Source organism: Psychrobacter sp. APC 3281 (genome assembly GCF_030407815.1).
GTDB lineage: Bacteria > Pseudomonadota > Gammaproteobacteria > Pseudomonadales > Moraxellaceae > Psychrobacter.
Window position 1 is genome coordinate 77,110 of record NZ_JASDCS010000012.1, and the last position, 12,817, is coordinate 89,926.

The following is a 12,817-nucleotide window of genomic DNA, read 5'->3' on the forward strand; positions in this document are numbered from 1 at the left end:
AAGATAATTATCATTGAGTTATTTTATTTTTCTCGACTGGCTAGAGGTCTAAGTCTTTGTCACTTACGTCGTTAAAAACCGTCTCGCTTCAGCGTTTTTCGCTCAATTTCGCTGCAAATATTATTGCAACCTTGTGGATGCTAGTGGGCTCAACACGGGCTTTTTCTTGGGTTAAACCCACTTTTGTACAGTTTGCCGTATTTGCGCTATTGGCGCTTGGTAGTAATGTCTTATTTTCATGGTTAGCTGCTGAAAGTGGCAGCATATTTAATGAGCAAGGATTGGTCAGTTATTTGATCTGGCCGATGATTATTTTGCTTGGTGGTATTATTTTGGCTCGGCGAGCGAGCAATCAAGCATTGGTATTTGTACCAGTAGTGCTGTGGTTGGTCGCCGATACATTGTCAGCCTTATTACAGAGCTTGGTGCAGTTTTTTGGTAGCTATGGTTGGTTGCCAAATTGGAGTTATTCGTTCTTACCAGTACTGTTTTTAGTATTGTTCTTATGGCAAACGCTAGCTCTATTGTGGATTTTCTCCCGTCGTCTGCGTATACCATGGTGGGAGCGAATCATTGTATTGGTTGGCGCGGTAGCGTTGCTGACTATCTGGCAGCGTAATGTCGCAGACCAGCCGATCTTTAAGCAAATACCTGTAGAGCCTGTATTAGAAGAGGCGGCACTATATCAGCAGCCACGTCTGTTACAGCAAGCATTGGATAGTATAGACCCAAGTATCGATGGCAAAACCGACTGGTACTTTATGGGAGTTGCAGGGTTCTCTGATCAAAACGTCTTTCGCTCCGAGATTAATAAGGTGCGTGAGCTGTTTGATGTGCGCTTTGGTACCAGCGGCCATTCACTATCGCTGATTAATAATACTTATAGCTGGCTCGATGAGCCAATTGCTACTAAGACCAGCATTTTGCGCGGTCTAAAGAAAATCGGTCAGCAGATGAATGCTGATGAAGATGTATTGTTTTTGACGTTGTCTTCACATGGTAATCAGGATATCGTCCAATTGGCAAATCCGCCGCTTGCGATGGATAATTTAGATGCTACTTGGTTGCGTGACGCGCTAGACGCATCTGGTATCCGCTGGCGTGTGATTGTGGTGTCTGCCTGCTACTCAGGTTCGTTTATTGACGAATTGGCATCGCCAACCACGGTAGTGATTACTGCGTCAGCCGCTGACAAAGCATCGTTTGGCTGCACGAATACAGCTGAGATGACCTATTTTGGTCAAGCGTTTTTTGCTGAAAGCCTACGAGGGAATACCAGTTTTGAGTCGGCTTTTAAGGATGCCAGTATACGGGTCAATGAGCGTGAGAGCGCCATGGGCTTTGAGCCATCAGAGCCGCAAATGGTCATTGGTAGCTTAATGGAGACGGCATTGCCTGCGTTTGAGCAAGTATTGTTTGATAAGGCGCGGCCATCCGTTGCTAGTATTACAAATAATGCTACTTCTATAACGGTTAATACTCTACCTGACAGTGCTACTAATCTGTCAGTAGACGAAGTAGAGATAGCTGCTGAATAGCTGAATAAATACAAAGTATGATTTGGCATTTAATAAATGCCAATATCAGATTTACTATTAGATGATGAGCATTTATTAAACATCGTCATTGGTTCTATTTTGAATAAAAGGATATCACTCATGCAAAATTCCTATAGTCATAGTTTATCTACCAATAAACAGCTTACCCAAAAAAGCGTGAATCGTTGCTTTAACGGTGAGCAGCATTATTATAGCCACGAGTCGACATCTACCAAAACCTCTATGACGTTTAGTATTTACCTACCTGATGAAGCCTTGGCTGGACGACGTTGTCCTGCGATATTGTACCTATCAGGTTTGACGTGTAATGCTGATAACGTCACTCATAAAGCGCATTTTCAGCAAAAATGTAGCGAGCTTGGTATGATACTTATCGCACCTGATACTTCGCCTAGAAGTAGTGAAGACAGCGACGTACCAAACGACGATCGCTATTTTGTCGGTCAAGGTGCAAGCTATTATGTTGACGCGACTCAAGCGCCGTGGTCAGACAATTTCAATATGCAAAGCTATATTGTCGATGAGTTATATGACTTACTACGTTCAGAGTTTCCTATTCATAGCATCGGTGTCACAGGACACTCAATGGGTGGTCATGGCGCGTTATTGCTAGGGTTTAAGTTCCCAAGTAAGTTTGTCAGCGTATCGGCTTTATCGCCAGTATGTGCGGCAAGTGAGTCTGCATGGGGGCAAGCTGCCTATACAGAGTACTTCGGTGATGATAAGTCTCTATGGGCACAAGCGGACGCCTCACAGATGATCGAAAAGGTCGGTCAGCAGTATTCGAGCATTTTGGTTGATCAAGGCGCAGCTGATAACTTCTTAGAAGAAGGCCAGCTACAGACCTCTAAACTACAAGATGCTTGTGCAAAAGCCGAACAGCCCTTAACATTACGCTATCAAGCGGGGCATGACCACAGTTATTATTTTATCCAAACGGTGATTAATGATCATATCGAACATCATTGGCATATGGCTCAAATGAGCTAAGATGTCCTGCAGATGACCGTGATACATTTTTCGATATTCCATTCATGCTCAGAAGGTGATTTTTATGGCAAGTTATCAAGATTTGACAGCTTCTAATTCGAAGAATAAGTCAGCAGATACGAGCTCTACAAAAGCGACTATGCAAGCTGATATGGATGCTGCTCTACAAAAAAAACAACGTAACATTGATTATAGTGATGAAGTGTCTCAAGTTAAGTCAGACGAGCTGATTGCAAAAACCGTCAACGACGCTGGCGATAGAGTACTTGATGACGTGCAAATATCTCGCGTGATAGAGATGGCATGGGAAGATAGAACGCCATTTGGTGCTATAGAGCATAGCTACGGTCTCGATGAGACTGGGGTTATCAAACTCATGCGCCAAGAGCTAAAGCCGTCATCTTTTCGCTTATGGCGTCAAAGAGTGAGCAATCGTGCTACCAAACATGAGGCAAAGCGCTCTTTCGAAGTTGGCCGTGCTTATTGCAAAACTCAATATAAGCAGCGCTAAACCATTAAGTATTTAACATCATTATATAAAAGGCTCTCAGCATATGTGAGCCGCTTGGAATTTTCTTTTTAATTTATCAATATCTTATATAAACATGAATTAGGTAGCTCAATTATGAACAGTCCTGCTAAACCTTATCTTATTGCACCGTCGATACTCTCAGCTGACTTCGCGCGGTTGGGCGAAGAAGTGGAGAAGGTACTAGAGTCGGGTGCCGATGTGATTCATTTTGATGTAATGGACAACCATTACGTACCCAATTTGACGTTTGGTAGCATGATTTGTAAGGCATTGCGTGACTATGGTGTTGAAGCGCCAATTGATGTGCATCTGATGGTTTCACCTGTCGATAGTATGATTGAGCAGTTCTTGGAAGCGGGTGCTAGTATCATTACCTTCCATCCTGAAGCCAGCGCTCATATCGATCGATCGCTTCAACTGATCAAAGATGGCGGTGCAGAGTGCGGTTTGGTATTGAACCCAGCGACACCATTACATTATCTTGATTATGTTATGGATAAAGTAGATCAGATTTTATTAATGAGTGTGAACCCTGGCTACGGTGGTCAATCGTTTATCGATAGTACTTTAGATAAAGTCCGTCAGGTACGTCAGCGTATCATTACCAGTGGTCGAGATATTCGATTGGAAGTTGATGGCGGTATCAAAGCCAGTAATATACGTGCGATTGCTGAAGCGGGCGCTGATATGTTCGTTGCGGGTTCTGCAATATTCAATCAAGAAGATTATAAAGCGGCTATTGATGAGATGCGCGCAGAGTTGCTATTAGCCAACAACAACAGCTAGCGAGTGTTGTATGGTTAATAAACGCTATTAGCCATACAATAATAATATTAGAATGTGCTGTATAACTTATGACTATATAGTTAATCCGATATAAAAGAGCTACAGCGTTAACCTCGCTTGAAGTATCACAGTTACATCTGCATTCAGTTGCCTTGTCTCTCTTTTAAATTGAATCAATTATATATAACGGTCAGTCGCGTAAAGGTGAAATATGGACACAAACAATTCTAGCAGTTCAACAGAACCTTGTGAGCAAGTAAACTCTCATGAAACGTTGAATCAGCAGACTAGGCAGTCACTTACAAGTGAAACACCGCAGCGCAGTTTGGTACCTAGAGGCATTACCATTGGCTTAGCGATGTTTGCACTTGTACTTAGTTTGGCAGGTTATGGCTTTCGCCTGATGGTGGGTGATGATGTCGAAACCGTGCTGCGTCATGCAGCGGTCATTGTGCCTGCATTTATGTTAGGTATTCCGCTGTTCTTTTGGGTAGGTTCTCGCATACTCAATAAAGTTAAAGGTCTGCATATTGAGAGTTGGAATGCGATTAGTTTGGGTTATTTGACCTCTTGTATATCGATGCTATGGCTGATGGGTACTTATAGTTAAGTTGTTTAGCTGCAGATATAATGCTTTTTCGCGTCTGTATCGTTTATTTGCACCTATATTGTTTATTCGTGCTTATATAATGTCGTAATATTTTATATTTTTTAATCATTAAGCCATGTTCTACAAGCATGACTGGAATTTTATATGAGAATCGTACCAGCCAGTATTGCTAAAATTATCTATCCTAAAGACTTACCAAATGGCTTATTTACCAGCTTAATTATCGCTTGTTTGCTAATGGGGTTGGCGTCACTACGTCACGGAACCGACTTACAAGGTTGGCTAAATGTCATTGAAAACTGGCTGCTTATGCTGCTGATATTGCCTACTGCGACGGCTACCGTTGCACTGCCATTTAAGTATCGTGATCCTAGCCTTGAGCTAAAGCTAGTTTATTACCTTGGAATGTTTGTGGCCTTCTTATTTACATTAGGAAAGTTGCGTTATTGGCATTAATGCATACAAACGAAATGGTATTCAAGTTTGCTTTTATAGCGAAGACTTATGTGACAGCCCTTGAATTCGAGTGTTAAAGCGTCCATTGTATGAGTAAGACAGATTTACCCGCGTTACTGTAAGACGATAGGTTTGCCGAATGAGTTTATTTTTAGAAATGACTGCTTTGCAATGACTAGTTTCTCTACCAGTACTAAACGGGATAATAAGGAACACATTAATGCCATACGATATCGATAATGATATAGAAGTAGATAACGAGAATAGCGATCAGTTTGCAGGATTTGCCAAAGAAACCACATTAGAGCTGGTGGAAGCAGATGATGGTAGATTGTTGTTGCGTGATGCTGAACAAGATGAAGCACCGCTGATGACTATTGATTTTTCTGACAAGCTAAAAGAGCTACTTGGTAGCGATACTCAAGCGATTGGTCAACACATGATTCATGCTGCGATTCAGGTCATTATGCAAAAGCAAATGAGTAAATGGCATGCGCATGTATATGATAAAGAACCAACACACTACAGCTAATATTTGGTTATTTTTGAGCACCAATTAAAGCAAATACCAGTCAAAGCGAATGATTGAAGATATAGCTTAGCAACATCAAACTACAGCCGTAAAAAAAGGGTTTATCAATTGATAAACCCTTTTTTTGTTCAAATAACTTCTTTATAGAAAGTATTTATAAAAATGCCTTCTACAAATGATGGCAGTTATTTGATTTTAGCTTCTTTAAAGATCACATGCTGGCGTACTTTTGGATCAAACTTTTTGATTTCCATTTTGCCAGGCATAGTGCGCTTGTTTTTAGTAGTGGTGTAGTAATACCCAGTACCAGCTGTTGATACTAATTTAATTTTATCTCTCATGATAGCTTTCCTGTAAATGAGGGGTCTTCAAACGATAGGTACGTGTCTCAAAGAGTGAGTTGCCACAATTAATGTAGCAAAACAGCAGCCTCAATGATGAGAGTCATCACCCAGCTGCTATTTTTAACTTAAACTTTTTGACCTTGTGCGCGTAGATCCGCTAACACTTTATCGATACCAAGTTTGTCAATGATGCGCATACCTTTGGTAGACACACGTAGACGTACAAAGCGGTTTTCAGACTCTACCCAAAAACGATGGTTGTGAAGGTTTGGTAGAAAGCGACGACGGGTTTTGTTGTTTGCATGCGAAACATTATTACCCACCATAGGGCGCTTTCCAGTCACTTGGCAAACTCGAGACATGGCGAACTCCTAATCTATGAGGTATGAGTTTTTCTCATACCAGTCTGGGCAAGTTGCACGTTTTTGCGGCATGGACACAGCAAGCGGCAGCTTTGCACCAAACAAAACTATATGAAGGTTGAGCTGGTTTTGCTGCTATCTAAAGGCAAATAACAGGCTGACCAATTCAGAAAATTTTAAAGCCGACATTTATACCATAAAACAGATGAATACTCAAATATTTTTACAATAACTGTCGAATTAAAGGAGGGCTATTATACCCTGAAATGAGCGCTCTATGTTGTTGATTGTTTAATAGTAAAGATTAATTTTTAGTTGTAAGTTATAACAAAAGTCAGTAAAGTTGCTGTTATATATTTAATACAATCTGTTAATACACCAGTATTACTGTAAATCTATGTATCATTACCAATCTCTTTTGATTCTGGGTAATGATTTTTTGCTTATTTGCTCAGATAAATTACTGCTCATGCGGAGTCAAAACATGTCATATACATCATTGCCTACTTCCAAAATATTTCAATTAACAGCGCTCACATTATCGTTGGCCTTAGTGGGTTGTGGCGGTGGCAGTGGCACTGATACGATTGCTCCAGCGCCTGATTTGGGTGTTACGATAGGTACTGATGATGGAGGTGTAGGTAGTGGTGATATTGGAGACGTTTTAAATGTTAGTACAGTATCTCTATTAGACGCAAATGCTAATCTGACTAGAGTAATTTCTATGTCGGGTGTTACGGCTAGAGTCGTTGTTACAGACTCTGAAGGTAACGGTGTAAGTGGTGCTTTAGTCACATTTAGTGGTGCCGGTGTACAGTTTGGTACATCTAATGGAGCAGTATTGACTAATGCTGACGGCGTAGCAACAACGTCTGTCGTACCATTATCTTCTACTGATACTGGTAGTTACAGCTTGTCTGCGACAGCAACATATGACAATGTGAGTGCAACCACTGCTAGTTATAACTACTCATTACAAGCAGTTGATATTACGTTAGTAAATTTTTCTACGGGTGAAAGTGTTTTGGAGTCTGGCGGCTCTACAATTGTTACATTGCAAACCAAAGACATAAAAACTAATCAATTTCAAAATGATGTGACTGTTAATCTGTCATCAACATGTGGTTCGTTTGAAGAGGCTAGCGTAAGCTCTTCTAATCAAGGAAATGTGAGCACAACTTATAATGCTATTGATAGTAATGGTAATTTATGTGAAGGTACTCAAATTATCACTGCAGTTGCTGCAAATAGCACTTCGTCCTCGCAAAGTATTAACGTCAATATTAAAGCTATCGAGGCAAGTTCTATTGTATATACAACTAGCAATGCAGTTGTATTAGGTGCAAAAAATAGCGGCTCCTCTTCATCTAGCCAAGTAGAATTTACTGTTTACGCCAATGGTGTTCCTGCAGCAAGTCAAGAAGTAGTGCTTAGTTTAAACGAGTCATCGCCGTCTGACTTTGCATTCATATCACTAAACAACCGTAGCACGCAAACGATAAAAAGTAATGCTTCAGGAAAGGTAACGGTAAATCTATATCCTGGGAATGTCCCAGGACCAGTAGAAATTAAAGCCTCCCTGAAGTCAAATATCAGTACTTTTGCACTAGCCAAAAATATATCTGTGGCAACAGGTCGCCCTACTCAGAATGGCGTGACATTAGCGATAGGCAAAAATGTTTTGGCTGACAATGCTATCGATTCTACCAATATATCGGCATATCTAACGGATCGCCAAGGTAATTTTGTTCCAGATGATACTGTGGTAAGTTTTGTGGCTGAAGGCGGTACTGTCACACCAAATTGTAGAACAAAGAGTGGCAATTGCACAGTAACTTTCACATCGCAAAACCCTAGACCTGCAAATGGTCGAGTTAGTGTTATTGCTTATGTAGAAGGAGATAAGGCATATTCAGATCTAAATGGAGATAATGTCTATACTGTTGGGATTGACGAGCTATTAGATAACATTGGTAATTTTTTTCGAGATAATAACGAAGATTTAAAGTATACGCCAGGTGAGTTTGTTTATAAAAGAGGTGAGCAACAAGGCGGCGATCAAGCGACTTGTGCAGCAACGACTTTATCTCAACCTAACCTACCTAATTTTATAGTTGATAGTAGCACTGATGCCACCCAGTGCGATAATCTATTGCAGACAGTATTACGCAAACAAGTTATTATGGGTTTTGCTAATGACACTCCAACTTTTTACAACTTTCAAGTAATACCAGGTTCTATCTTATTTGAGATGTATGGTAGCAGTTTGAAGACAGTTTCTATGCCTTCAGGAACTGCTCTGAGTCTAATCGTTAAAGATAATACTGATAATGATCTCACTTGTGAGCCAGAAATTACAGATGGTAATATGACTGTACCTGCGCTTGTTGCATTAAGTCGAGTAGATGGTAGTACGAATCAGAACTTCTTTGAAGGTAGCGATGATGTCAGTTATATCATCTCAACTGAAGGTTGTGCTAATGGTGATAGTATTAAGCTATCAGTTACTACCCCAGCACCAACTTCAAAAAATACTACAATTCGAATTTTCTAGGAAATCTATTTTGCTTGAAAATTTAAAAACCCCCAACCCTACGTTGGGGGTTTTTGCTTTATCTTTTAAACAACCAAACCCCCTTAAATAACCAAAAACAACTAACTCGTTCAGCAAAGTATTGCAAAAAAGATTAAAATAACCGGTTTACTATGCTGTCAGCAATTTTTCAGCGATAAGTCATTATTTTTTATATTGGGCGAATTATGTCAGACAACACTAAAACGGTTTCATTATCGACCATAGCTTCTCAGAGCAAACAGATTCCTAGCGCTATTGATACAGCCACGTTGCTCATCAAATGCAAAGATCAGGCAGGTATCGTACAGGCAGTCTCTGAATTCATTCATCGTTATGGCGCTAATATCATTACGCTTGACCAGTATTCAACGGCGCATGAAGGCGGTCAATATTTTATGCGTTTAGAGTTTGCCTTGGCAGGTTTGAGCGATATTATCGAGAATTTTGAAGCCAGCTTTGCGCATACTGTTGCTAAGCGCCACAATATGGATTGGCGTCTACATAATAATGCAACGAAGACCAAAGTCGGTATTTTAGTATCTAAGTTTGATCATGCGTTGTTAGATTTATTATGGCGACATCAGCGTGGACTGCTCGATTGCGAGATTACTTGTGTGGTCAGCAACCATCCTGATTTAAAGCAAGCAGTACAGAATTTTGGTATTACTTTCCATCATGTGCCAGTGACCAAAGATAATAAGTTCGATGCAGAAGAACAGATTCATAAGTTGATGGCAGGTAACGACTTGCTAGTATTGGCGCGCTATATGCAGATATTGTCATCAGATTTCGTCAAGCGTTGGCCGATGCAGATTATCAATATTCATCATTCTTTCTTGCCTGCGTTTGTGGGTGCAGATCCTTATCGTCAAGCTTACGATAAAGGCGTTAAGCTTATTGGAGCAACTGCGCACTATGTCACAGCTGAGCTTGATCAAGGCCCTATCATCGAGCAGGACGTACACCGTGTGACGCATCGCCAAGGGGTGACAGAGCTGCGTGCTATCGGCCGTGATATCGAACGCAACGTATTAGCACGTGCCGTAAACTGGCATGTCCAAAACCGTGTGATTGTGGCGGGTAATAAGACAGTGGTATTTAACTAAGAAAAATGAGTAGTGAGTCTGCCAAAAATATAAAAAAGGCGGTCAGTAACTAGTGTTGCTGACCGCCTTTTTTTGAACATATACTTTATAGGAGCATTTCTAAGACAAACTTGCTACCAACAAAGCCAATGGCTAATAGGATAAAGGCATAAATAGTGATATTAGCCGCACGTTTGCCTCGCCAGCCTGCACGCCAATTACCGAATAGTAGTACACCAAATAATAACCACGACAGCAGACTAAAAACAGTCTTATGCACGATATGTTGCGCCATCAAATCTTGCACATAGATAAACCCAATCCCCAGTGCGATACTGAGCAATACAAAGCCAACCAACAGCATATCGAATAATAAACTCTCCATACTTTGCAACGAAGGTAGTTTATTGACCCAAAAGCGATGAATGGTATGATGCTTGAGCTCACGTATTTGTAGCCGTAGAAATAGCGCTTGTACCGCCGCCATCAACAGCACACAATAGGCAGCTAATGATAATATGATATGGATTTCAAGTCCGATGCTGACGTCAGTGAGTGGTTGATAGGGTGCACGGCCGACATAGCCGACAGTCATACCTATTAGCGCAGTGGGTGCAGCCAAAATACCAAGGCTAAGAATAGGGCGATATAAACAGAACAACAGATAAAAGAATAAGAAAAATAAACTGGTCAGACTGATGATATTAAATAAGTTGAAATTTAAACCATACAGCGTCACAACGTATGGATATAGCAGTGCCGCATGTGCCGCCATACCGATGAGCAATAAGCCCAAACTGATGCTTTTGTGGATAGGTTTGTCCTGAACCAACGCCCAACCAATATGGATGCTGACTAAGATATAAGCCATGCTAGCAAGTAAGAATGCAAAGTGCACAGATAAAAAGCCTCATCTTATACTGAGCATAAACTGCCGCTCAATGTGTCGCTAAAGTGGTATTATCAGAATGATTAGAATAATCGTCCAATTTATCATAAAATGGGTGCCAATTGAGCACCATCTTGCTTATAACTTATAAATGCTCGGCAGTGATGCATAGTGCAAAACGTAAAATATGTCATCTGTAAAAAGTTGACTACAATTATAAGCGCTGTGTCCTTTGCGAAACGACTATAAGTTTTGAGCCATGTTAATGCTATAGTATTGATAATATAATTCTTTTATCATGTCCCTTGTCATGCAATATCCTAATATCTTATAGCGTATCCTAATATTATTTATGAACCATTCTAATGGTTTGATTTAGAGTTATTTTAATTGCGTATTATTTAATTGAAAACCATTTTAATTGAGAGTTATTTATGTTTGATACCTTAACAGAACGCTTATCGTCGAGCCTACGTAACATCGTCGGTACCGGACAGTTGACCGAAGACAATATCAAAGACACGCTACGTGAAGTGCGTATGGCGTTGTTAGAAGCCGATGTAGCACTACCTGTCACTCGTGATTTTGTAAAACGCGTAAAAGAACAGGCGCTTGGTGCTGAAGTGCTAAAAGAGTTAGCGCCAGGTCAAGCCTTTGTCAAAATCGTACACGACGAGCTGACCGAAATGATGGGCAGCGCCAATCAGCAGTTAGAGATGACAGGCAAACCGCCTGTTGTTTATTTGCTAGCAGGTCTACAAGGTGCGGGTAAAACGACTACAGCTGGTAAGTTGGCCAAATATTTACAAGAGCGCCAAAAGAAAAAAGTCATGCTAGTCTCTGCTGACGTTTATCGTCCAGCGGCTATCAAACAGCTTGAGCAAGTAGCCGGTCAAGTGAATGCTAAGTTTGTGAACTCAAGCACAGATGAGAATCCAATTGATATCGCAAAGCGTGCGATTGAAGAAGCCAAAATCCAGTATCAAGATATTCTGATTATTGATACTGCTGGTCGTCTACATATCGACGATACCATGATGGATGAGATTAAGGCGCTAACTGCTGCGGTTAACCCATCTGAGACGCTATTCGTCGTCGATGCAATGACGGGTCAAGATGCCGCCAATACCGCAAAAGCCTTCAATGATGCATTGCCATTGACAGGTGTTATCTTAACTAAGACTGACGGTGATGCTCGCGGCGGTGCGGCGCTTTCTGTACGTGCTATCACCGGCAAGCCGATTAAGTTCTTGGGTCGCGGTGAAAAACTAGACGAGCTAGAGCTGTTCCACCCTGAGCGTATCGCGCAGCGTATCCTAGGTATGGGTGACGTACTGAGTCTGGTCGAAGAAGTTGAGCAGAAAATTGACCGTGATAAAGCCGAAAAAATGGCGAAAAAGATGCAAAAGGGCGGTGATTTCGACCTTGAGGATCTATTGACCCAGTTCCAGCAGATGAAGAGCATGGGCGGCATGGCAGGTTTCTTGGATAAGATGCCTGGTATGGGCGGCTCAGATATGCAAAAAGCCGTCGAAGACGCCAAACCAGAAGAAAAAGTACGTGAGATGGAAGCATTGATCAACTCAATGACGCCATTTGAGCGTAAAAACCCTGACAAGATTAACCCAAGTCGTAAGCGCCGTATCGCTGCAGGTTCAGGCCGTGAGATTCAAGACGTTAATCGTCTGCTCAAGCAACACAAGCAGATGGCAAAAATGATGAAAATGATCTCAAAGCCTGAAGGCATCAGTAAAATGATGAAATCTATGCAAGGGCTCATGGGTGGTGGTAATGCTGGCGGTGGCGGCGGTCCATTGTTTGGCGGCGGTCAGCAAGGTGGCGCTAAAGATGTGAATCCAGAACAAATGGCTAAGCAGATGGGACTGGATCCAAACAACATGCCAAGCACCGAAGAGATGCAAAAGCAAATGCAAGAAATGCAAAACCAAGCACCAAAGAAGTTCAAAACCCGCTTTTAGATAACAATTAGTTATTTTTAAGAAGTTTGATCAAAGCCCCAAAGCCAATGAAGCTTTGGGGCTTTTTATCGTTATCAGTTGCAGATAAACACTGATGGATAAAGTGTGAAAAATATAG

The 12,817-nt window shown here is 41.3% G+C and carries 13 protein-coding genes; 10 read left to right on the forward strand and 3 right to left on the reverse strand.

All coding sequences use genetic code 11. The annotated features are described in order from the left end of the window. Nucleotides 1-56 precede the first annotated feature (56 nt). The 7 genes from QL886_RS11570 (at nt 57) to QL886_RS11600 (ending at nt 5,465) form a co-directional block, all read left to right on the forward strand. The gene (locus QL886_RS11570; protein WP_290178802.1) at nt 57-1,538 is read left to right on the forward strand and encodes a C13 family peptidase; all 1,482 of its coding nucleotides are present in this window, start codon (nt 57-59) and stop codon (nt 1,536-1,538) included. Nucleotides 1,539-1,658: 120 nt separating this feature from the next. Continuing rightward, entirely contained in the window at nt 1,659-2,549 is an 891-nt protein-coding gene (gene fghA, locus QL886_RS11575; RefSeq protein ID WP_290178804.1) for an S-formylglutathione hydrolase, read from the forward strand. A 226-nt stretch (nt 2,550-2,775) separates the two neighbouring features. After that, a complete protein-coding gene (locus QL886_RS13015; protein WP_257019949.1) occupies nt 2,776-3,060 on the forward strand; it encodes a TIGR03643 family protein in 285 nt (94 codons plus the stop codon). A gap of 114 nt (nt 3,061-3,174) precedes the next feature. Then, nucleotides 3,175-3,867 carry a ribulose-phosphate 3-epimerase gene (gene rpe, locus QL886_RS11585; protein WP_290178806.1) on the forward strand — a complete coding sequence of 231 codons (693 nt, stop codon included), beginning with the start codon at nt 3,175-3,177 and terminating at the stop codon, nt 3,865-3,867. A 211-nt stretch (nt 3,868-4,078) separates the two neighbouring features. Continuing rightward, nucleotides 4,079-4,477, forward strand: coding sequence for a hypothetical protein (locus tag QL886_RS11590; RefSeq protein ID WP_290178807.1), 399 nt, complete (start codon nt 4,079-4,081; stop codon nt 4,475-4,477). Between the two features lie 144 nt (nt 4,478-4,621). Continuing rightward, entirely contained in the window at nt 4,622-4,933 is a 312-nt protein-coding gene (locus tag QL886_RS11595; RefSeq protein WP_057761376.1) for a hypothetical protein, read from the forward strand. Between the two features lie 220 nt (nt 4,934-5,153). Further along, nucleotides 5,154-5,465: a hypothetical protein gene (locus QL886_RS11600; RefSeq protein WP_201548793.1), complete on the forward strand. Its 312-nt coding sequence runs from the start codon at nt 5,154-5,156 to the stop codon at nt 5,463-5,465. A 185-nt stretch (nt 5,466-5,650) separates the two neighbouring features. On the opposite strand, the gene rpmG is transcribed toward QL886_RS11600, so the two are convergent. After that, nucleotides 5,651-5,806 (reverse strand): 50S ribosomal protein L33, encoded by a 156-nt coding sequence (gene rpmG / locus QL886_RS11605; protein WP_010201403.1) that lies wholly within the window; start codon nt 5,804-5,806, stop codon nt 5,651-5,653. 128 nt (nt 5,807-5,934) lie between these two features. Further along, nucleotides 5,935-6,171: a 50S ribosomal protein L28 gene (gene rpmB, locus QL886_RS11610; RefSeq protein WP_057761372.1), complete on the reverse strand. Its 237-nt coding sequence runs from the start codon at nt 6,169-6,171 to the stop codon at nt 5,935-5,937. A gap of 484 nt (nt 6,172-6,655) precedes the next feature. Between rpmB and QL886_RS11615 the strand changes: the two genes are divergently transcribed. Together QL886_RS11615 and purU are read left to right on the forward strand one after the other, a co-directional pair. After that, entirely contained in the window at nt 6,656-8,725 is a 2,070-nt protein-coding gene (locus tag QL886_RS11615; RefSeq protein ID WP_290178809.1) for a hypothetical protein, read from the forward strand. Nucleotides 8,726-8,931: 206 nt separating this feature from the next. After that, nucleotides 8,932-9,852: a formyltetrahydrofolate deformylase gene (purU, locus tag QL886_RS11620; RefSeq protein WP_290178811.1), complete on the forward strand. Its 921-nt coding sequence runs from the start codon at nt 8,932-8,934 to the stop codon at nt 9,850-9,852. Between the two features lie 85 nt (nt 9,853-9,937). Here the strand turns inward: purU and ccsA are convergent, their stop codons facing one another. Continuing rightward, nucleotides 9,938-10,729, reverse strand: a complete 792-nt coding sequence (gene ccsA / locus QL886_RS11625; RefSeq protein ID WP_290178813.1) for a cytochrome c biogenesis protein CcsA — start codon at nt 10,727-10,729, stop codon at nt 9,938-9,940. A 425-nt stretch (nt 10,730-11,154) separates the two neighbouring features. On the opposite strand from ccsA, the gene ffh reads away from it, so the two are divergent. Further along, nucleotides 11,155-12,699 (forward strand): signal recognition particle protein, encoded by a 1,545-nt coding sequence (ffh, locus tag QL886_RS11630; protein ID WP_238070043.1) that lies wholly within the window; start codon nt 11,155-11,157, stop codon nt 12,697-12,699. Nucleotides 12,700-12,817 lie beyond the last annotated feature (118 nt).